Here is a 20775-nt window from a genome sequence, read left to right on the forward strand (position 1 = left end):
GTTTGGGCAAAATTTTGACTAAAGACTATGGCAGAAGTTATCAGAATGCCCCTTTTAAGCGATACAATGACAGAGGGGGTGATTGCGGAATGGCATAAAAAGGTGGGTGATACCGTAAAATCAGACGATGTAATAGCGGAAGTGGAAACCGATAAGGCTACCATGGAAGTAATGGGATATGTGGAGGGAACGCTTTTATATATTGGCGTGGAGAAAGGAAAAGCTGCCAAAGTAAATGATATAATTGCTATTGTAGGTAAACCCGGGGAAGACTATAAACCTTTACTGGAAGGCGGCGGCGCCAAAGCGCCTGCCTCCAACGGCAAAGCAGATGCCGCCCCTGCGCCCAAAGCAGCTCCTGCTGAAAAAGCAGCCCAACCTGCCGGTGATGCCGCTGCTGCAGCCGAAGCGCTGAAGAATGCAACCGTGATCCGCATGCCGCTGCTGAGCGATACCATGACCGAAGGCAAGATCGTAGCCTGGAATAAAAAAGTAGGCGACACCGTTAAGAGCGATGATGTGCTGGCCGAAGTGGAAACCGATAAGGCCACCATGGAAGTGATAGGTTATGCAGATGGCGAGCTGCTGTATATAGGCGTTAAAGAAGGCGAAGCCGCCAAAGTGAACGGCATCATAGCCATAGTAGGTAAAAAAGGTACCAATGTAGATGCGATACTGGCAGCCGAAGGCAGCGCCGCTACCGCACCTGCTGAAAATAAAGGCGAAGCCGCCCAGCCGCAGGCAACCGCTGCTCCCACTGCCACCGCAGCCCCGGAAGCCACCAATGGTGTTGCCAAAGACGGCAGAATTAAAGCCTCTCCCCTGGCCAAAAAGCTGGCAGAAGAAAAAGGCATTGACATTAGCCAGGTAACCGGTTCCGGCGACGGCGGCCGTATTGTGAAGAAAGATATAGACAGCTTTGTGCCCGGCGCACGGCCCGCAGCTACCGCACCTGCCGCAGCCAAAGGCGCAGCGCCTGCCGCTTTTGTTCCCGCCGGCCAGGAAGGTTATACCGATACGCCGCTTAGCCAGATGCGCAAGGTAATTGCCCGCCGCCTGAGCGAAAGCAAGTTTACCGCACCTCACTTCTACCTGAAGATAGATGTGGTGATGGACAAGGCCATGGAAGCCCGCAAATCCATCAACGAAATTTCCCCTGTAAAAGTTTCCTTTAATGATATGGTGATCAAGGCCGCTGCCATGGCCCTGCGCCAGCATCCTTACGTGAACAGCAGCTGGATGGGCGATTTTATCCGCACCAACCAGCACATTCATATTGGTTCTGCCGTGGCTATTGACGAAGGCCTGATTGTACCGGTGATCCGTTTTGCCGACCAGAAATCGCTGAGCCAGATTGCCGGCGAAGCCAAGGAGCTGTACGACAAAGCCAAGAACAAAAAGCTGCAGCCGCAGGAGTTCAGCGGCAATACCTTCAGCGTTTCCAACCTGGGCATGCTGGGCATTGATGAATTTACCGCCATCATTAACCCGCCTGACTCCGCTATTTTAGCTGTAGGCAATATCAAGGAAACCGTAGTAGCTGAAAAAGGCCAGTTCAAGGTGCAGAACATCATGAAGCTGACCCTGAGCTGCGACCACCGCATTGTAGACGGTGCTGTTGGCGCCCGTTTCCTGGCTACCCTGAAAGGGTTCCTTGAAAACCCGGTAACCATGCTGGTATAAAAACAACGTAAATAACTATACGAAAGGCGGAGCGCATGCTTCGCCTTTTTTTATGATCAATAACCGTTTCTGTAGTATAGGCAACACCGTTACTACCGCAGGCAAGCACATTTACTCCGCTGGTTACACATATGCCCTTCATGCGGCATTTATAATATCGTCCCGGATCCCGCGCTGATAGCTAATTATAACAAATATTCACCGGCTTATCATGACCAACTGATTATCATTCTGCTTTGCCGGTTCCGTTGAAATCGTTAAATTTATTATGCCCCAAGTCAATCCTTAATAATCCTGTTAAATGAAATCGCCGAAAAACACACTTAACTGGTTTGAGATACCTGTAAATGACTTTGACCGTGCCTGTAAGTTCTACAGCCAGCTGTTTGATTATGAGATGCATAGTGCTGTTATGGGCCCCAACCGCAGGGGCTTTTTACCGTTTGATCCGGCGGGGGACGGCGTTGCCGGCGCCATTGTGCAGGGGCCTGATTATGTGCCCAGCCAGCGTGGCAGCCTGGTGTACCTGAACGCGGGAGATGATCTGAACCTTGTGCTGGCCCGGGTAGCGGATGCAGGCGGGCATGTAGAGCAGGAAAAGCTGCCGGTAGCTGACGAGCAGGACCTGGGCTACTATGCCATTATCCGCGATACGGAGGGTAACCGGGTGGCGCTGCATTCCATGCGGTAACGGCTGGTTTTAACCAGGCTCGTGTTTTCAAAAAGTTTTGAAAATTCAAAAACTTCTCCTATCTTCGTACGGTAAAAGGAAGCTTATGAAACTGGCTGAAGCAAAAGCACAATTTATCCAAACCTGGGGCTCACTGGGCGCGCAATGGGGCATTAACCGCACCATGGCGCAGATACATGCGCTGCTGCTGATAATGCCCGACCCATTGAGCGCCGATGAAATTATGCAGGAGCTGAATATTTCCCGGGGCAATACCAATATGAATGTGCGGGAGCTGATTAACTGGGGGCTGGTAGAACGCGTACTGGTGCCGGGCGAACGGCGCGAGTTTTTCACAGCGGAAAAAGACATCTGGAAAGTGGCTACCTGCATTGCCAAAGAGCGTAAAAAACGGGAGCTGGACCCTATTATGAAAGTCCTGAACCAGCTGCAGGACGTGGAAGGCGAGCAAAAGGACAAATACGTGAAAGCCTTTAAAGACTCCATTCATAACATCAACAAATTTGCGCATCAAACCGATAAAACCATCAGCTCCTTTATAAAGTCGGAAGAAAGCTGGTTTTACAGTACGCTGATGAAGATCTTCAAGTAAAAAATTTTTATCCCAATATTTCAAAAATTATTGAAAGTTATGAAAGAAATGAATACACTGCAGCATAAAAAAATTGTGATTGCCGGCGGCACCGGTTTTATAGGACAGGGGTTAATTGATCATTTCGGGAAGGAGAACGACCTGGTGATCCTGACCCGCCATCCTAAACGCAACCACGGGCGCGTTACCTATGCCTGTTGGGACGGCCGCACCCTGGGGGGCTGGGAAACCCTGCTGGAGCATGCAGATCTGCTGATTAACCTTACCGGCAAAAGTGTGAACTGCCGCTATACCCAAAAGAACAAACAGGAAATTTTTGACAGCCGTACCAATGCCACCACGGTATTAGGTGAGGCTATCCGCACCCTGGCGCACCCGCCCGGGCTATGGATAAATGCAGCATCAGCCACTATTTACCGCCATGCAGAAGACCGGCCTATGGATGAATTCACGGGTGAAATAGAGAATGATTTCTCTGTACAGGTATGTAAAAAGTGGGAGCAAACTTTTAATGATATAACCCTTCCCTATACACGTAAGATCATTTTACGTATAGCCGTTACCCTTGGCCCGCAGGGAGGCGTTATGCAGCCTTACCTGAACCTGGTTAAATGGGGCCTGGGCGGGCAACAGGGCAATGGGCGACAGATGTTTAGCTGGGTGCATATTACAGACGTTTGCCGTATGATAGCCTGGTTGTATGAGCAGCCGCAGCTGGCCGGTGCTTTTAACTGCAGCGCACCCAATCCCGTACCCAACAAAACGTTTATGCATACCCTGCGCAAGGCCGGCGGCCATTACATCGGCCTTCCTGCCCCTGCCTGGATGCTGGCGCTGGGCGCCCGTATAATAGGTACGGAAACAGAGCTGCTGCTGAAAAGCCGCTGGGTGCTGCCTACCCGCATTACGCAGGCCGGGTTTACCTTCCGGTACCCGCAGCTGCAGCCGGCTTTTGAAAATATTTTACAGCAGCTGCCGCGAAAAGCCTTTCACCTGTTCTAACCCTGGTGTTCATCAGGCCGCCGTGTTTTCGGGGTATTTGCTGTATCTTAGTTGCATGGCAGGCAGTAATGATAAAAAACTCACCGTAGTATTAGGCGCATCTGCAAATCCGCAGCGGTACAGCTTTCTGGCAGTATCACGGTTAGCAGCACACGGGCACCCGGTGGTAGCTATTGGCCTGAAAGATGAAAAGATAGGCGATACACCGGTTATTAAAGCGCATCCGGTGTTGCCGGATGTTGATACCGTTACCCTGTACCTGAACCCCAAACGGCAGCAAGCCTATTATGACTATATTTTACAGCTGCACCCCAAACGTATCATTTTTAACCCCGGTACTGAAAACCCGGAGCTGGAGCAGCTGGCCGCAAAAAACGGCATTGAAACCCTGGAGGCCTGCACATTGGTGATGCTGAGCACCGGCCAGTATTAACAGGTTGCTTTTTTTCGTATATTCGGTTGATATTTTTTGCGCATCCATTCCCCCACTATCACGCGGCTATAGCTACTGACTGGCTCTGGATAATTGATAATAGGGTTTTATACACACGCCTATTCACTTTTAATTATACTCACATGTTTAAATGGAGAAGATTCAATGGCGACCTCATTCAGCTGCCTATTAAGGAAGAAGTGCGCCAGGCCATTATCCGCGAAACAGGCCTTGGTTTCAAGCTGAAAGTATGCATTGGCACCGATTCCCAGGTGAAAGGCGCGGAAACAGAATTTGCAACCGTGATCGTTTTCCTGCGGGAAGGGCATGGCGGTTTTATGTTCATCCACAACGAAAAAACAAGGGATGTGTATTCCATTAAGGAACGCATGCTGATTGAAGTGGCCAAGAGCATTGAAATTGCCTACGAGCTATGCGACCTGTTTACCGAGTATGATGTGGACATGGAAGTACATGCCGACATTAACACCAACCCCCAGTTCAAAAGCAACCAGGCCTTACGCGAAGCCATGGGCTATATACTGGGTATGGGCTTTGCCTTTAAAGCCAAGCCGGAAGCCTTTGCCAGCAGCAGCTGCGCCAATAAGGTGGTGAACTAACCCCTGGCAATACAAGATGATCTTAACCCCTGGTTTTGGGCGTGGTTACACGTCCTGTAGGTTTTTCTCCCCTATTCCGGCCCCATATTAACTTTCTGTTTTGCTATAACAAATTGCTCCATCCTTCCTTTTACTTCCAAACCTGGCAGATAGCCGGCTACAGCATTCCGGCTTATATGGAGGATTACCTGGAGCAGCGGCGGCAGCAACTGCAAAAAAGTGACCTGTGGTAACATGCTTTTCCAGGGCAGCGGCACTTAACCGGCTATTGCCCTGAACTGCGCATTCATTTCGTCAATAAAGCCCAGGATCGCATCGCGCCCCGATTTTTTAACGGTAGAGGTGATAAAGTGCTGCGGCAGAAACTCCCACTCCTCACGCAGCTTGTTCAAAAAGTTTTTCACATTCCGGCTGGTTTCCGCCTGCGTATTTTTATCGGCCTTGGTGAACACCAGGTTAAAAGGCACCTGCCATTCGCCCAGCTGGTTAATAAATTCAAGGTCAATTTTCTGGGGGGTAAGGCGGCTGTCTATCAGCACAAACACATTCACCAGGTTTTCCCGCTTCCGCAGGTAGTTTTCGATCATTTGCTCCCAGCGCCGGCGGGCCGACTGGCTTACTTTGGCAAAGCCGTAGCCGGGCAGGTCAACCAGGTACCAGGCTTCGTTAATAAGGAAGTGATTGATAAGCTGTGTTTTACCGGGCGTACCAGAGGTCTTGGCCAGCTTCTCATTATTGGCCAGCATATTGATCAGGGAAGATTTGCCCACGTTGGAACGGCCTATAAATGCGTATTCCGGCAAATTAGGCTTGGGGCATTTTTGCCAGTCTGCGTTACTGATCAGGTATGCTGCTGATTTAATGATCATTATTGAAAATCCGTAGTTTAAGGCCACCGGCCATGTGGTTTTGAAAAGCAGGTTACCGTAAGCAGCTGCACATTTGCATGTACTGCATATCTGCACATTTCTATACCTTTGCCCCCTATGTCAGACAAAGCTAATGTTCAGAAGGTAGTTCCCTATGCGGAGTCAAAATTAAGCAAGAAGGAGCAAATAGCGGCCATGTTCAACGACATCGCATTCCGCTATGATTTCCTGAATCATTTTATGTCATTGGGAATTGATGTGCTGTGGCGCAAAAAAGCTTTGCGGCAGCTGAAAAAGCTGCAACCCAAACAAATGCTGGATGTAGCCACCGGCACCGGTGATTTTGCCATTATGGCCCACAAGCTGCTGCACCCCGAACATATTACCGGCATAGATATTTCCGAAGGCATGCTGGGTTTTGGCCGGCAAAAGATCGCCAAACTGGGGCTGGAAAATAAAATAACCCTGCAGGCCGGCGACAGTGAAACAATAACTTTTCCCGACAATACGTTTGATGCCATAACGGTTGCCTTTGGCGTACGCAATTTTGAGCACCTGGAAAAAGGGCTGTCTGAAATGTACCGCGTGCTGAAACCGGGCGGAAAACTGGTGATACTTGAGTTCTCAAATCCAACAGTTTTTCCCATTAAACAATTATATAATTTGTACTTTCGTTATATAACGCCACTGCTGGGAAAATGGATTGCGAAAAGCCAGGCGGCCTACAGCTACCTGCCGGATTCAGTGAAGGCTTTTCCACAGGGGCAGGTAATGTGCAATATTTTAACTAATACTGGTTTCCAGTCGGTTACATGCAAAACGCTCACTTTCGGCATATGTTCAATTTACTGCGCAACGCGCTGATCCTATCCCTGTTTATATTCCTGTGGAAGCCCGCCAACGCCCAGCAAATGATGAATATGCTGGAACATGATGCCAAGCCTTATTATTTTGGTATTACCCTGGCCGCCAACAATTCCAACTTCAAGCTATACCAATCGCAGCTTTTCCTGAAACAGGACTCCATAATGGTGGTTGAGCCGCTGCGCACTATGGGCTTTAACCTGGGCCTGCTGGCTAATGCCCGCCTGAGCCAGTATTTTGACCTGCGTTTTAACCCCCAGCTGGTATTTGCCTCTAAAAACCTGTACTACAAAGAATTATACCCGGTACAGGAAACGGATAAAAAAATAGAGTCTATTCTCCTGAGCTTTCCGTTGCAGCTTAAATTTAAATCGGACCGCATTGGTAACATGCGCGTATATACGATTGGCGGATTAAAGTTTGATTATGACCTGGCTGCCAATGCCCGCGCCCGCCGCGACGACAACCTGCCCAAGATCCGCACTATGGATTACGGCTACGAGGTAGGCGCTGGTTTTGAATTTTATTTTGAAAGCTTCATTTTCTCCCCCGAATTTAAGATCAGCAACGGGCTGGGTAATGTGCATGTAAAAAACCCGGACCTCCGCTACTCGAATGTGATTGACAAGCTGCAATCCAGGATGATCGTTTTTTCCATACACCTGGAGGGATAAACATCTGCTGTTAGCGGTTACCTGCCAACTCATTATCTTTGCCCCATGCAAAATTATCTTATCAGGAATATTGCGGTGGTAAATGAAGGCAGCACCACTGTGCAGGATGTTTGGATCAGGAATGACCGCATTGAGAAGATTGCCCCGCGGATTACCATTAACGGGAACTATACGGAAATAAACGGGGAGGGCAAGCACCTGCTGCCCGGCGTTATTGACGACCAGGTGCATTTCCGCGAGCCAGGCCTTACCCATAAAGCCGAAATTTATACGGAAGCGCGTGCGGCCGTGGCCGGCGGGGTTACCAGCTTTATGGAAATGCCCAATACCAAACCCGCCGCCATTACCCAGGAACTGCTGGAAGATAAGTACAACATTGCCGCGCAGCGCTCCCTGGCCAATTACTCTTTTTTTATGGGCGTGGCCAATGACAATGCCGATGAGGTGCTGAAAACCAATGCCAAAAAAGACCGCGTATGCGGTGTAAAAATATTTATGGGCTCCTCTACCGGCAATATGCTGGTGGATAATTACCTGACCCTTGAAAAAATATTTTCCGGAAGCGAGCTGCTGATAGCCACCCACTGTGAGGATGAAAAGATCATCCGCAACAACATGGCCCGGTTTAAGGAAGAGAAAGGAGAAGCGCACCTTACAGCTGCCGATCATCCGCTGATCCGTAGTGAGGAAGCCTGCTTTGAGTCGTCGCTGGTAGCGGTGCAATTTGCGCAGCGGCATAATTCCCGCCTGCACATCCTGCACATTTCCACGGAAAAAGAACTGCAATTGTTCACCAACATGCTGCCGCTGGCAGAAAAACGTATAACCGCTGAGGTATGTGTGCATCACCTGTATTTTACTGCAGATGATTATGCCCGCTACGGCAACCTGATAAAGTGTAACCCTGCCATTAAACAGGAGTGTAACAAACATGCCCTGTGGAAAGGCCTGCTGGACGACCGGCTGGATATTATCGCCACTGACCATGCGCCGCATACCTGGGAAGAAAAGCAGCAGCCCTACCTGCAGGCGCCTTCCGGTGTGCCGCTGGTGCAACACAGCCTGCTGATGATGCTGGAGCATGTAAGCAAAGGCAACCTCACCATCGAAAAAATGGTGGAGAAAATGTGCCATGCGCCGGCCATCTGTTTCCGCATACAGGAAAGAGGCTTTTTGCGGGAAGGCTATTTTGCCGATTGCGTGATTGCAGACCTGCAGCAGGCTACCATGGTAGATAAACCCAACATTTATTACAAATGCAACTGGAGCCCGTTTGAAGAACATACCTTCCCTGCAGCGGTAACCCACACTTTTGTAAACGGCCACCTGGCCTGGGATAACGGCCGCTTTAATGAAAATATGCAGGGGCGCCGCCTGCTGTTTGGCGCCTGAGCAACATAGCGCTTACATTTCCATCTGCCACAGAATGTACCCGGTGGCGGGGTGGCTTACAATACGCCATCGCCGCCTGGGGTCCTGCATTTGTTTTGCCGCTCTCCCATGCAAAACCGGCCATTTATTATGGAATTTACGTTGCGCTGCATCATTACAAAATGTATATTCACTAAAATAAAAAACGGTTGCATGGAGCTGGACAAAACGACCTATTATGACCTATCTATCTTTAACCGGGAAGAAGAATTTTCGCTGTTTCACCGGCTGGATTTTACCACCACAGCCGGCGGCCGCGAGTACCTGCGGCAGCTGTTCAGCGCTCCCCTGGCAGATATAGCAGCCATTGAACAACGGCAGCTGCTGCTCCGCTATTTACTGGAACGGCAGGGCCTGTGGCCGGAGATCATCTCCAACGGCACCATTGTAGTGGTAGAAAATTACCTGGAAGCGCAGATAGCGCCCATCTCCTCTACCGGCGGCCCTGGGCTGCTGCTGCATGCCTTACTTACCAAAACCATTTATGCGCCGGATTACGGGTTCATTAAGTTCTCCTTTTCCCAGCTCATGAACCTGATAAAAGGTTTTCGCATACTGGTTGACAATTTTAACTCGGACGAAACGCCCAAAGTGCTTAAAAACCTGCTGGACAGGGCAGAACAGCTGCTGCGGCAGCGGGAGTTCAGCGACCTGCAGGCCATAGAAGGCCCGGAAGAGCTTTCCTTTATACAGATACTGCAGTACGATAACTATATCCGCAACCGGCAAAAAAAGCACCTGTGGGAGCTGTTAGACCTGTATAAGCGCCTGGATGCCTTTTACGCCATGGCCAAAGCCGTTAAGCATTACAACCTGCACTTCCCGGATTTTGAAAACACGCCTCATCCCTTTATAGCGGCTAAACAGCTGTACCATATGATCTTACACTCCCCGGTGTCATATGATATTGAACTGCAGCCGCAGTCGCATTTTTTATTCCTTACCGGCGCCAATATGGCCGGCAAAACCACGTTTATTAAAGCAGTAGGCGTGGCGGTGTTCCTGGCGCATATTGGTATGGGCGTGCCTGCGGAGCATATGCGCCTGAGCTTTTTTCATGGTATTTTCAGCAACATACAGGTGCAGGATAATATCTTTAAAGGAGAAAGCTACTTTTACAGTGAGGTGCAGCGCATCAAGAACACGATTATCAAGATCAGTAACGGCCGCCACTGGCTGGTGCTGATAGATGAGATGTTTAAAGGCACCAATGTAGAGGACGCCAAAAACTGCTCCCTGGCAGTCATACAGGGACTGCTGCGCAGCACCAACTGCCTCTTTATCCTGTCAACCCATTTATATGAGCTGGCGGAAGACCTGCAGCAGGAGCCCAACATCCGCTTCAAGTACTTTGAGTCGGAGGTAATTGCCGATAACCTGCATTTTACTTACCAGCTGAAAGACGGTATTGCAAAGGAAAAAATCGGTTATCTTATCTTGAAAAGAGAGAAAGTGCTTGACCTGCTGAAAGAAATAAAATAGTGCTTATTTTTGAATAAGATTTCCGGCTCACTGCAGAATAATCGCAGTGGCTGCTATTAATTTTAACGCTATCCTCTATTTTTTTAACCATTAAATGAGAACCTATGTATCCGTGTGAAAGCCTGTTTTTTCTTGAGTGACGACTGGTAGCAATGGCACACAATAACAGCGTGAAAAACCTGTAACGATCATTTAAAAACCATATCTATTCATCATGTTAACCATTAAATACTAGCAGCTCATGAAGTATTTATTTCCCGATGTGCCGGCACATTTGGCGAGTGTTACCTATGACATACCGGTGCAGTACAAAAACTATCAATACCCGTTTGCACAAAGCCAGCTTACCAGCACGCCTATGATTGTAATCCTGGAGCAGAAAATTACCGTACGGGGATGCGTGGTATCTCACCACTGGATGTTTGTAAAAGGCCCGGTTAAGCTGCTGCTGCAGCCGGATGAAACCGGCGCCACGCTGTACTGTATGATGCAGGGCAGCATTGACTGCCGCATTAACGGCCGGGAGCGCGTACGCCTGTACCAGGGGCAATACAACCTGCTGCAGCTGCACCAGGGCAAGCATGAAATTTACCTGAACCCCGGCCTGTATGCCTCATGGGGAGTAGATAGTCCTTACACACTGCTGGAAGAGATGGCGCAGGACTCTTTTCACGCTAAAAAACTGCTGCATCAAACCCTGAGCAAAGAAGGCGCGCCCAGGCCCCTTTCGGGCATTACCTGGAACAGGCTATACCAGCTGATAGAAGATATTAATCACAGCACGCCCGTTAAAAAAATAACTGAAATGCAGCTGTACGGAAAACTGCTGGAAATACAGGCCATGGTGCTGGAGGACCTGGACGCTGCCGTTAGCCGCCCTTACACCGATGCCAACAGCCTGTTATTTGAAACCATTAAAATATACCTCTCCAACCACCTGGACACACGGCCCGACCTGGCGCAGCTGGCGCGCAGCTTCTGCATCAGCCAGTCGAAGCTGAAGCAGGGCTTCAAAAAATATTTCATGACCACCGTGTGGAGCTACCATCACAAACAACGCATGGAGCGCAGCATGCAGCTGCTGCTGCACTCCAATAAAAGCGTGGCCAATATTGCAGCGGAGCTGGGCTATATGCCTACCAATTTTGCCAGGGACTTTAAAAAATTCTTTGGCTACTCTCCCCGCTCGCACCGCGCTAATGGCGTAAGCTATGTAGCAGAAAGCTGACAGCGGGCGCATAGCAATGCCGGCCCATAGAAGGCCATACAACGGAATGCAAAATGTACAGTGGGCTGCCTTTTTATTTCCGCCGGCATTGCCGCCATATAGCTACTGTTGCTTGCGCAGCACTATTAATGCCCTGAAAATTTATCAATGACTGCTCCCACATGCCAGCGCATACCGCTTGCGCAGCAATTCCTTTACCCGTTAATCAGAAGTTAATGATTTCACTATGAAACGGGTAAGATCTCTGTTTTCCTTACTTTCGTTTTCCATCAACCATATCCATCCATGATTGTTAAAACCTTTGGCAGCGCGGTACAGGGCGTTACGGCCATTACCATTACGATTGAAGTGAATGTTTTTCCCAAAGGCACTAAATTTTTTATTGTAGGCCTGCCGGATAATGCAGTAAAGGAAAGCGAAAAGCGAATTGAGTCTACCATTATCAGCCTTGGCTACCGTTTTCCCAGGTTCCGTACGGTAGTGAACATGGCGCCGGCTGACATCCGCAAAATAGGATCGGCATATGACCTGCCTATTACCCTGGGCATTATTGCCGCCTCCGGTCAAATACCCGGCGAAGCGCTGGGGCAGTATGTTATTATGGGCGAGCTGTCGTTAGACGGCACCATACAACCCATCAAAGGCGCTTTGCCCATGGCCATACAAGCCAGGGCAGAAGGCTTCAAAGGCATGCTGCTGCCGCTGCAGAATGCACGGGAAGCCGCGATGGTAAATGGTTTGGAGGTGTACGGCGTGTCCCATATAAGGGAAGTAATACAGCTGCTGCTGTCGCCCGGCTCACGGGCACCAATATACGTTGATACCCGGCAGGAATTTATTGAAGCACAGCAGCATTTTGATGTAGATTTCAGCGATGTAAAAGGGCAATACAGCGTAAAGCGCGCGCTGGAAATAGCCGCGGCGGGCGGGCACAATGTGCTGATGATAGGACCGCCCGGCGCAGGCAAAACCATGCTGGCCAAACGGCTGTCATCCATATTACCGCCATTAAGCCTGCACGAAGCGCTGGAAACCACCAAAATCCATTCTGTAGCCGGCAAGCTGCCGGCGCATGCATCGCTGATAGCCCGCCGCCCTTTCCGCTCCCCGCACCATACCATCAGCGACGCTGCCCTGGTAGGCGGCGGCTCCATACCACAGCCGGGCGAAATATCGCTGGCGCATAACGGCGTACTTTTCCTGGATGAGCTGCCGGAGTTTAAACGCACCGTGCTGGAAGTAATGCGCCAGCCGGTGGAAGAAAGGCAGGTAACTATTTCACGCACCAAAACCACGGTAGACTTTCCGGCCAGCTTTATGCTGGTGGCGGCCATGAACCCCTGCCCCTGCGGGTATTATAACCACCCGGAAAAAGACTGCACCTGCGCGCCCGGCCTGGTGCAGAAATACCTGAACCGCGTATCTGGCCCGCTGCTGGACCGTATTGACATGCATGTAGAGGTAACACCGGTGCCTTTTGCCGCCCTTAACTCCACTGAAACCGCAGAACCCAGCGATTGCATACGGCAGCGTGTAGTGCAGGCACGGGCAGTACAAACGGAACGCTTTAAACAACACAGCGGTATTTACTGCAATGCGCAAATCGGCAGTAGCCTGCTAAAGCGGATGTGTTACCTGGAACGCGACAACGCTATGCTGCTAAAGAATGCCATGAGCAAATTAAAGCTGTCGGCCCGGGCATATGACCGCATTCTGAAGGTGAGCCGCACCATTGCAGACCTGGAGGGTTTTGAAAAGATACAAACGGGGCATATAGCGGAAGCTATCAGGTACAGGAGCCTGGACAGGGAGAGTTGGGGAAGCTGAAGTCAGTAGCTTGGTTCCACTTTGCCGTATTCTTCACTCAGCTTCTTCTGCAGCTCGCCGGGCACAGGCGCATACTCTGCAAACTGCGCCTTTATCTTGGCCTTGCCCTGGGTAATGTTACGCAGGGCTGCATACAGCTTATCCAGCTCGGCCTGCGGGGTGCGCGCCTTTATCACCTGGCTGCTGTTTAGTGTGTCCATCCCCGTTATAATGCTGCGGCGGCTTTGCAGCTCGCTCATAATATCGCCGCTCATGGTGTCGGGGGCAGTGGTTTCCACGTCATACACCGGTTCCAGGAGCTGGGGGGATGCCTGGTGAAAGGCATCGCGGAAGGCCATCATACCGGCTATCTTAAAGGAAATATCATTACTGTCAACCGGGTGCATTTTACCATCGTATACGCTTACCCGTATGTCGCGTACATAAGAGCCGGTAAGCGGTCCTTCCTGCATTTTTTCCATTACCCCTTTGAGTATTGAGGGCAGAAAACGGCCGTCTATGGCGCCGCCTACAATACAATTATTAAATACCAGCTTACCGCCCCAGGTTAACGCTATCTCTTCCGTATCACGTACGGGATGCTCTTTAAAAGGCGGCATGCCTTCATACCAGGGTTCTATTTTCATGTACACTTCCCCGAACTGGCCGGCGCCACCGGATTGCTTTTTATGGCGGTAAGAGGCTTGTGCGGGCTTTTGTATGGTTTCCCGGTAAGGTATTTTGGCCGGCAGGTAATCTACCTGCATTTTGTAAATATTTTCAAGCCGCCATTTGGTAACGGCCAGGTGCAGCTCGCCCTGCCCGTGCAGGATCACCTGTTTCAGCTCCCGGTTGTATTCTATTTCCAGCGTAGGATCTTCCATGTGTACTTCCGCCAGCACTTCGCCCAGCTTTTCATCGTCGCCTTTATTGCGGGCTTCAATGGCGGTGCGCACTTTCGGCGGCGGAAAATGGATAGGATCTACCTGCCCGGTAAAAGCCTTATCGTTCAGCGTGTGGTTGGTGAGGGTGTTCTTCAGCTTCAGCGTGCAGCCAATGTCGCCGGAACGCAGGCGGTCTACCGGGTTGCGGTTTTTACCATCTGCAATAAACAGCTGGTTCAGGCGCTCCGTAGTGTTGCCTTTTTCATTTACCAGCTCCTGCCCTGCTTTTATTTCGCCGGCCAGCACCTTAAAAAAAGTAAGGCGGCCAATGTGCGGCTCCAGCAGGGTTTTAAACACGAACAGGCACGCCGGCGCAGCAGGGTCGCAGGGAACGGGCTCCCCGCCTTCTGTTATTTCCGGCGGCATTTCAATGGCAGATGGCGCTACATTATCGATAAAGCCCATCAAACGGCCGCTGCCCATATTTCTTTTGGCAGATAAACAAAACACCGGGAATACCTGGTGTTTTAGCATGCCTATTTTAAGGCCCTGGCGCATTTCCTCTTCATCCAGGCTGCCTTTTTCAAAGTAGCGTTCCATGAGCGTATCGTCGTTTTCCGCAGCTTTCTCTACCAGCTCATTGTGCAGCTGTTCCGCACGTTCCTTTTCACTGTCCGGTATGGGCAGCTTTTCGGGCTTGCCGCCATCTGCCGGAAAGCGGTACATGGTCATTTTCAGCAGATCGATCAGGCTATTAAAACCAATACCCTGGTTCACAGGGTATTGCATAATGGTAACGGCATTGCCCAGCACACGGCGGGCATCGTCCACTACCTTGTTGAAATTAGCTTCTTCATTATCCAGGTGGTTTACAGCCAGTATGGTGGGCTTGCGGTATTTATCCACATAGTCCCATATAAGCTCTGTACCTACTTCTACTCCATATTGCGCATGCAGCAGCAACAGCGCGGTATCACACACCCGGATAGAGGCGATTACTTCTCCTATAAAATCTTCGAGCCCGGGCGTATCTATGATATTGATCTTATAGTCGCGCCATTCTGTATGCATACAGGTTGCATACACAGAGCTGCCCCTTTCGTACTCTATTTCGTGGTAATCAGATACTGTGTTGGCTTCTTCTACGGTGCCGCGCTTGTGAATAATGCCTGCTTCAAATAACATGGTTTCGCTGAGGGTGGTTTTTCCGCTTTTAGCTGCGCCTAACAGTACGATGTTCTTAATATGCTTTTCATCATACGTTTTCATCCGTCAAGATTTAAATGTTAAGGTCGGGTGGAACCTTGGGGTTGCACCTGTGAAATTAGATGGCAGGACTGCAGATGGAACCTCAGGGTTTCATAAGTGGTATGTTACTATTAAGTTAACATTTTTTGCTTAAAAATTGGCGGCACCAGGAAAAGATGTTGCAACATGTAATAAAAGCATTTTCCCGTATCTTTGCACGCTGTACATCACATAAAATTTATCTGTTAGCATTCAATTTGCGCCTTCTGATCATCAATATTAAACTACATGAAGCTCTTTCTTCACTATCTAAAAAGCTATAAATGGCTGATACTGCTGGCATTGCTGCTGGCAACGGTAAACCAGGTATTTTCTTTAATGGATCCTTACATTTTCGGGAAGATCATTGACCGTTTTGCATCGCACCCGCAAAGCGCAAAAATAAACGGCGCCATGGTGCCGCGCGGCATGCCCGCTTACCTGAGCGGCGTGCTGCTGCTGTTGCTGGCCGGCATTGGCGTGGCCATGGTATCGCGCATAGCAAAAGCGTTCCAGGATTACTTTGTGAATGTGATCATCCAGAAGTTCGGCGCTTCTGTGTATACCGATGGGTTGCGCCACTCCCTGCGCCTTCCTTACCAGCAGTTTGAAGACCAGCGCAGCGGGGAAACCCTGGCCGTGCTGCAGAAAGTGCGTACTGACTCAGAGAAGTTCATTACCTCTTTTATTAACGTGCTGTTCACCTCCCTGGTAGGCGTGGTGTTTGTAATGATCTACGCATTTACCGTACACTGGTCGCTGGTGTTTGTGTACCTGGGCGGCTGCATTTTGCTGGGCACCCTGATGAATGTGCTGAGCCGGAAAATAAAAACCGTGCAAAAGACCATTGTAAAGGAAACCACTATGCTGGCAGGTTCCACCACCGAGTCGCTGCGCAATATTGAGCTGGTAAAAAGCCTGGGGCTTACCCAGCAGGAAATAAGGCGGCTGAACTCCACCACCATTAAAATACTGCTGCTGGAGCTGAAGAAGGTGCGCAATATCCGCAGCATCAGCTTTGTACAGGGCACCTTTGTAAACCTGCTGCGGCAAAGCATCCTGTTCCTGCTGCTATACCTGCTGTACCCCGGCACCGTAACTGTCGGACAGCTGTTTACGCTGCAGCTGTACTCCTTTTTCATATTCGGTCCCCTGCAGGAGCTGGGCAATATCATACTGGCTTACCGCGAAGCGCAGGTATCGCTGCTGAATTTCCAAAACATACTGGAAACACCGGTTGAGGTAATGCCGGCCCACCCTGTTCCCATGGACAAAGTAGATGAGCTGGAGTTTGAGCAGGTAGGCTTTAAACACCTGACTGCCGTTAACAAGGCGCTGGACGACATCAGTTTCCGGGTGAACGTAGGGGAAACCATTGCCTTTGTGGGCCCTTCCGGATCGGGTAAAACCACACTGGTAAAGCTGCTGGTAGGTCTATACAAACCCATGGAAGGCAGAATACTTTATAACGGTGTAGATAGTACGAAAATAGACATAGAGGCGCTACGGCACCAGATAGGTTTTGTAACGCAGGACACGCAACTGTTCTCCGGCAGTATTAAAGAGAACCTGCTGTTTGTGAACCCGCGCGCTACCGACGAGCAGATTATGGAAGTGCTGCACAAAGCCTCCTGCCACACGCTGCTGGCCCGTGCAGACAAAGGCATAGACACTGTAATAGGTGAAGGCGGCATTAAGATCTCCGGTGGAGAAAAACAACGTTTATCCATTGCGCGTGCACTGCTGCGCCACCCGCGCCTGCTGGTGTTTGATGAAGCTACCTCTGCCCTGGACTCGCTTACCGAAGAGGAGATCAGCCAAACCGTACGGCAGGTAACCGCCAGCCGCGAGCACATTACCGTAATGATCGCGCACCGCCTTTCTACCATTATGCATGCCGACCGTATTTACGTGCTGGAAAAAGGACGCATTATCGAAACCGGCACCCATACCAGCCTGCTGTCTGAAAAAGGGCTGTACTACGCCATGTGGCGGCAGCAGATCGGGGAGAGGAAAACGCTGGAAACAGCGTGAGCAGATGTGCAGATGTGCAAATATGCGGATGTGCGGATGAATTAATAATTAATAATGAAGAATTAATAATAAAATGCAGCGGATGGGATTGCGTTTGCACTTAACGCATTTCCGTATTATTGGCACATTCTGCATTTGCACATTTGTATTGTATTGATATATTTTAAATTTGCACATCTGCACATTTGCACATTTGTACTGCACATTTGTACTGCACATTATTACCACTATCTTTGCGGGATGAAAAAAAAGCGCCCTAATTATTTCCTAAGCCTGTTATCTATGAAATGCCCGCGCTGCCGCAGGGGGCATATGTACAGGGACCAAAATCCCTTTCACTGGCGTTTTTCCAGGATATTTAACATGCACGAGCACTGCCCGGTGTGCCACCAGAAATTTGAGCTGGAAACCGGCTTCTGGTTCGGAACCGGCTATGTAAGCTATGCACTGTCAGTGGCGCTCTCCGTATTTAACCTTGTATGGTACTGGGTTATTTTTGGCATTTCCTGGCAGGATAACAGCGTGTTCATATGGCTGGTCGTAAACGGTTTGATCCTGCTTATCTGCCAGCCCTGGCTAATGCGCTTCAGCCGCGTGCTGTACCTGTACTTTTTCGTGCATTACGATGAGGAAACAGAAAACCTGCCTGAAAACGCAACGCATAAAGAATAAAAGCGGGGCCACCATTACCGGCTTATAAAAACAAAGGTGAAAAGTGAGCTGCTTCCGGGCAGCTCACTTTTCACCTTTTGTATTTGAGCTATAACTGTTTAATAAACGTGGTGCCCTTGCAGCAGGCGCTTTTCCAGGTCCTCTTTTTTAATGGCAAATTCGTCGCCAACAGGCTTACCATCGCGGTAAGTAACCACGGTGATCTGCGCAGCGCCTTTAGGGAACTTTATTGCTTCCCCGCTTTTGTACCGCGGGTAAAAGGTATCGGGGTCTGAATTATCGAAGGTGTAATAAATATCCAGCCCTTTTATTTCCGTGGTAAGGCTTACTGTCAGCTCCCCGTTGCCGTCCCTGGCAGGAACGGCTGTTACGTTGTAGGCGCTGCGGGCGTATTTAACATGGGCGGCATCCAGGTAGGGATATTGCGCCTCCAGCCTTTCCACGAAATCGTTCCAGCTACGTTTTGATTTAGGGCTCCAGTACACCTCTGCCAGGGCCAGGGCGCGGGGCCAGGTCATATATTCCGCATGGCGTATGTTGGACACGGACTCCGTCCACAGGTTGCCCTGGCCGCCCAGTATAAGCTTTTCATCTATGCCTTCCGGCACCGGATCGTAGTTATAAGCGTCGGTAAGGCGGCACATGCCGTAGGTAGGCGGTTCTGCAGCAGGTTCGCCCTGGTAAAGATCCAGGTAACAGTAATCCCAGGGCGTCATTACCACATGATGGTTCATTTTAGCGGCTTCAATGCCGCCCTTCATGCCGCGCCAGCTCATTACCGTAGCTTCAGGCGCCAGGCCGCCTTCCAGTATCTCATCCCAGCCTATCAGCTTTTTACCTTTGCTGAGCAGCATTTTCTCCATGCGCTTTACAAAATAGCTCTGCAGCTCATTTACATTTTCCAGGTGTTCCTTTTTCATGCGCTGCTGGCATTTGGGGCATTTTTCCCAAAAGCCCTTGTAAGCTTCGTCGCCTCCTATGTGAATGTACTTGCTGGGGAACAGGGCGGCTATTTCCGTAAATACTTTGTCCAGCACCAGGAAAATAGAGTCGTTGCCTATGCACAGCACATTATCGTTCATCCTGCGCAGGCTGTCGCCAGGGCTTACGCTGTACTGCTGCTGCGTGCAGGAAAGGTTGGGCAATGCGGCTATCATAGACAGGCTGTGCGCCGGTACATCTATTTCCGGCAGTATGGTTACGTAGCGGTCCTGCGCATATTTAATGATCTCCTTAATATCGTCCTGTGTGTAAAAACCGCCATAGGGGGTTGGCTCTCCGGGCTGAGGTGCTCCGAACTGGCCCCAGCGACCTACACGCTCAACGCGCCAGGCGCCTTTTTCCGTAAGCTGGGGCAAACTTTTTATTTCAATGCGCCAGCCGTTATCATCGCTCAGGTGCCAGTGGAATACGTTGTACTTGTATTTTACCATCTGGTCGATATAGCGCTTTACTTCATCTTTTGTAAAGAAATGGCGGCTTACATCCAGCATCAGGCCCCGCCAGCCAAAACGGGGATAGTCGGTAATGCTGGCGCAGGGAATGGTCCAGCTGCGGTTTACCACGGCGTTGCCTTCAATATCCGGCGGCAGCATTTGCATCAGGGTTTGCAGGCCATAAAAAATACCGGCAGCGGTGTTGGCCTTCAACAATACCTGGTTATTGCTTACAGCCAGGGTATAGCCTTCCTGGCCAATGGCATTATCGGTTTTGTGGTTCAGCTCCAGGCGTATGCTTTTACCCTGTCCTGCATTTTTCTGCTGCTGCAGGTGATAACCTGTAGTGGCGACCACCTGTTGGGCGAACCAGTCAACAGTACCGGGCAGCTGCTTATCCGCACCGCTGACTACCAGGCTGGTAGTATTATCCAATACAAATTCTCCGGGTAATTCCTTTACATCCACCGGCTCGGGGATAATATGTATACGGCCTTTATCTGCGGCATAAGAAAACGAAAACAACTGTACCAGGACGATACAGATCAATATTGTCTGCTTTTGCATTGGATAATTTTTGGTGTTCAAACAAAAATAGGATAGCAGGGGGCAGAAAGCAATACCGGGGCATACCGCTTGTCAAAAAAAAGGGAGAGCCCACTACAGCACCTCCCTATAACAATAGATGTAAATATAAAGTTGGATATATATATTAAATAAAAACATACAAAGCTAGAATATTTATATGATATTTCAAATATGCAGCGCGCTAAGTAAAAGAGGCCCTGCCGTGGCAAGACCTCTTTTTTGCTTTAATATTTACGCCTGTTGATTGATTATTCTGCTGGTATCATGGAACCGTAGTAATAGTAGCTTTGCTCTATCCTGTTCCACTCAAACCGGTCGGCTGTCAACACCTTTATTTTAGAGGTATAAGTGCCTACTTTGTTAGATACTACGATTTCCGTAAAGTTGTTCTGCGCATGCCAGGTGCCGGGATAAGCAGCGCCGGCTTCGTCTGTTTCAGTGGTGGTGCCGTCTGTATTAAACTTTACAACAGTTTTGGCGAGCGGCAGGGCGCTGTTCG

The 20775-nt window shown here is 49.9% G+C and carries 18 protein-coding genes; 14 read left to right on the forward strand and 4 right to left on the reverse strand.

Going from position 1 to position 20775, the window contains the following annotated elements; all coding sequences use genetic code 11:
• Nucleotides 1-27: 27 nt before the first annotated feature.
• The 6 genes from VFS25_RS19070 to VFS25_RS19095 all read left to right on the forward strand — a co-directional run bounded on the left by VFS25_RS19070 (nucleotide 28) and on the right by VFS25_RS19095 (nucleotide 5021).
• Nucleotides 28-1683 (forward strand): pyruvate dehydrogenase complex dihydrolipoamide acetyltransferase, encoded by a 1656-nt coding sequence (locus tag VFS25_RS19070; protein ID WP_326463769.1) that lies wholly within the window; start codon nucleotides 28-30, stop codon nucleotides 1681-1683.
• Nucleotides 1684-1984: 301 nt separating this feature from the next.
• On the forward strand, nucleotides 1985-2374 hold the full coding sequence (locus VFS25_RS19075; protein WP_326463770.1) for a VOC family protein: 390 nt from the start codon (nucleotides 1985-1987) through the stop codon (nucleotides 2372-2374).
• Nucleotides 2375-2459: 85 nt separating this feature from the next.
• The gene (locus tag VFS25_RS19080) at nucleotides 2460-2966 is read left to right on the forward strand and encodes a GbsR/MarR family transcriptional regulator (protein WP_326463771.1); all 507 of its coding nucleotides are present in this window, start codon (nucleotides 2460-2462) and stop codon (nucleotides 2964-2966) included.
• 39 nt (nucleotides 2967-3005) lie between these two features.
• Nucleotides 3006-3968: a TIGR01777 family oxidoreductase gene (locus tag VFS25_RS19085; protein ID WP_326463772.1), complete on the forward strand. Its 963-nt coding sequence runs from the start codon at nucleotides 3006-3008 to the stop codon at nucleotides 3966-3968.
• 55 nt (nucleotides 3969-4023) lie between these two features.
• Nucleotides 4024-4401 carry a CoA-binding protein gene (locus tag VFS25_RS19090; RefSeq protein ID WP_326463773.1) on the forward strand — a complete coding sequence of 126 codons (378 nt, stop codon included), beginning with the start codon at nucleotides 4024-4026 and terminating at the stop codon, nucleotides 4399-4401.
• Nucleotides 4402-4544: 143 nt separating this feature from the next.
• Nucleotides 4545-5021, forward strand: coding sequence for a ribonuclease H-like YkuK family protein (locus VFS25_RS19095; protein ID WP_326463774.1), 477 nt, complete (start codon nucleotides 4545-4547; stop codon nucleotides 5019-5021).
• A 257-nt stretch (nucleotides 5022-5278) separates the two neighbouring features.
• Here VFS25_RS19095 and yihA read toward each other — a convergent pair whose 3' ends face one another.
• Nucleotides 5279-5890 (reverse strand): ribosome biogenesis GTP-binding protein YihA/YsxC, encoded by a 612-nt coding sequence (gene yihA, locus VFS25_RS19100; RefSeq protein ID WP_326463775.1) that lies wholly within the window; start codon nucleotides 5888-5890, stop codon nucleotides 5279-5281.
• 117 nt (nucleotides 5891-6007) lie between these two features.
• Between yihA and ubiE the strand changes: the two genes are divergently transcribed.
• From ubiE to VFS25_RS19130, 6 genes are all read left to right on the forward strand, one after another.
• Nucleotides 6008-6754: a bifunctional demethylmenaquinone methyltransferase/2-methoxy-6-polyprenyl-1,4-benzoquinol methylase UbiE gene (ubiE, locus tag VFS25_RS19105; RefSeq protein ID WP_326463776.1), complete on the forward strand. Its 747-nt coding sequence runs from the start codon at nucleotides 6008-6010 to the stop codon at nucleotides 6752-6754.
• A complete protein-coding gene (locus VFS25_RS19110; protein ID WP_326463777.1) occupies nucleotides 6727-7428 on the forward strand; it encodes an outer membrane beta-barrel protein in 702 nt (233 codons plus the stop codon). The genes ubiE and VFS25_RS19110 overlap by 28 nt, the downstream gene beginning before the upstream one ends.
• Before the next feature lie 45 nt (nucleotides 7429-7473).
• Nucleotides 7474-8820: a dihydroorotase gene (locus VFS25_RS19115; RefSeq protein WP_326463778.1), complete on the forward strand. Its 1347-nt coding sequence runs from the start codon at nucleotides 7474-7476 to the stop codon at nucleotides 8818-8820.
• A 192-nt stretch (nucleotides 8821-9012) separates the two neighbouring features.
• Complete coding sequence (locus VFS25_RS19120; protein ID WP_326463779.1) at nucleotides 9013-10341, forward strand: MutS-related protein; 1329 nt, start codon at nucleotides 9013-9015, stop codon at nucleotides 10339-10341.
• A 241-nt stretch (nucleotides 10342-10582) separates the two neighbouring features.
• On the forward strand, nucleotides 10583-11569 hold the full coding sequence (locus VFS25_RS19125; RefSeq protein ID WP_326463780.1) for an AraC family transcriptional regulator: 987 nt from the start codon (nucleotides 10583-10585) through the stop codon (nucleotides 11567-11569).
• Between the two features lie 285 nt (nucleotides 11570-11854).
• Nucleotides 11855-13396, forward strand: a complete 1542-nt coding sequence (locus tag VFS25_RS19130; RefSeq protein ID WP_326463781.1) for a YifB family Mg chelatase-like AAA ATPase — start codon at nucleotides 11855-11857, stop codon at nucleotides 13394-13396.
• Nucleotides 13397-13398: 2 nt separating this feature from the next.
• Here the strand turns inward: VFS25_RS19130 and VFS25_RS19135 are convergent, their stop codons facing one another.
• Entirely contained in the window at nucleotides 13399-15528 is a 2130-nt protein-coding gene (locus VFS25_RS19135; RefSeq protein WP_326463782.1) for an elongation factor G, read from the reverse strand.
• A 267-nt stretch (nucleotides 15529-15795) separates the two neighbouring features.
• Here VFS25_RS19135 and VFS25_RS19140 point away from each other — a divergent pair, with 267 nt between their 5' ends.
• Complete coding sequence (locus VFS25_RS19140; RefSeq protein ID WP_326463783.1) at nucleotides 15796-17580, forward strand: ABC transporter ATP-binding protein; 1785 nt, start codon at nucleotides 15796-15798, stop codon at nucleotides 17578-17580.
• 240 nt (nucleotides 17581-17820) lie between these two features.
• The gene (locus VFS25_RS19145; RefSeq protein WP_326463784.1) at nucleotides 17821-18252 is read left to right on the forward strand and encodes a DUF983 domain-containing protein; all 432 of its coding nucleotides are present in this window, start codon (nucleotides 17821-17823) and stop codon (nucleotides 18250-18252) included.
• A gap of 98 nt (nucleotides 18253-18350) precedes the next feature.
• Here the strand turns inward: VFS25_RS19145 and VFS25_RS19150 are convergent, their stop codons facing one another.
• Together VFS25_RS19150 and VFS25_RS19155 are read right to left on the reverse strand one after the other, a co-directional pair.
• On the reverse strand, nucleotides 18351-20255 hold the full coding sequence (locus tag VFS25_RS19150; RefSeq protein ID WP_326463785.1) for a beta-N-acetylhexosaminidase: 1905 nt from the start codon (nucleotides 20253-20255) through the stop codon (nucleotides 18351-18353).
• Nucleotides 20256-20524: 269 nt separating this feature from the next.
• A partial coding sequence (locus VFS25_RS19155) for a hypothetical protein (protein WP_326463786.1) occupies nucleotides 20525-20775 on the reverse strand: 251 nt, incomplete at its 5' end.

This window comes from Chitinophaga sp. (genome assembly GCF_035761305.1).
Lineage (GTDB): Bacteria > Bacteroidota > Bacteroidia > Chitinophagales > Chitinophagaceae > Chitinophaga.

Bases quoted from the DNA above. Each gene is read 5' to 3' on its own strand.
- yihA (WP_326463775.1), bottom strand. From the start codon at position 5,890: ATGATCATTAAATCAGCAGCATACCTGATCAGTAACGCAGACTGGCAA.
- VFS25_RS19080 (WP_326463771.1), top strand. From the start codon at position 2,460: ATGAAACTGGCTGAAGCAAAAGCACAATTTATCCAAACCTGGGGCTCA.
- VFS25_RS19145 (WP_326463784.1), top strand. From the start codon at position 17,821: ATGAAAAAAAAGCGCCCTAATTATTTCCTAAGCCTGTTATCTATGAAA.
- VFS25_RS19085 (WP_326463772.1), top strand. From the start codon at position 3,006: ATGAAAGAAATGAATACACTGCAGCATAAAAAAATTGTGATTGCCGGC.
- VFS25_RS19150 (WP_326463785.1), bottom strand. From the start codon at position 20,255: ATGCAAAAGCAGACAATATTGATCTGTATCGTCCTGGTACAGTTGTTT.
- VFS25_RS19090 (WP_326463773.1), top strand. From the start codon at position 4,024: ATGGCAGGCAGTAATGATAAAAAACTCACCGTAGTATTAGGCGCATCT.
- ubiE (WP_326463776.1), top strand. From the start codon at position 6,008: ATGTCAGACAAAGCTAATGTTCAGAAGGTAGTTCCCTATGCGGAGTCA.
- VFS25_RS19125 (WP_326463780.1), top strand. From the start codon at position 10,583: ATGAAGTATTTATTTCCCGATGTGCCGGCACATTTGGCGAGTGTTACC.
- VFS25_RS19115 (WP_326463778.1), top strand. From the start codon at position 7,474: ATGCAAAATTATCTTATCAGGAATATTGCGGTGGTAAATGAAGGCAGC.
- VFS25_RS19070 (WP_326463769.1), top strand. From the start codon at position 28: ATGGCAGAAGTTATCAGAATGCCCCTTTTAAGCGATACAATGACAGAG.
- VFS25_RS19120 (WP_326463779.1), top strand. From the start codon at position 9,013: ATGGAGCTGGACAAAACGACCTATTATGACCTATCTATCTTTAACCGG.
- VFS25_RS19135 (WP_326463782.1), bottom strand. From the start codon at position 15,528: ATGAAAACGTATGATGAAAAGCATATTAAGAACATCGTACTGTTAGGC.
- VFS25_RS19140 (WP_326463783.1), top strand. From the start codon at position 15,796: ATGAAGCTCTTTCTTCACTATCTAAAAAGCTATAAATGGCTGATACTG.
- VFS25_RS19110 (WP_326463777.1), top strand. From the start codon at position 6,727: ATGTTCAATTTACTGCGCAACGCGCTGATCCTATCCCTGTTTATATTC.
- VFS25_RS19130 (WP_326463781.1), top strand. From the start codon at position 11,855: ATGATTGTTAAAACCTTTGGCAGCGCGGTACAGGGCGTTACGGCCATT.
- VFS25_RS19095 (WP_326463774.1), top strand. From the start codon at position 4,545: ATGTTTAAATGGAGAAGATTCAATGGCGACCTCATTCAGCTGCCTATT.
- VFS25_RS19075 (WP_326463770.1), top strand. From the start codon at position 1,985: ATGAAATCGCCGAAAAACACACTTAACTGGTTTGAGATACCTGTAAAT.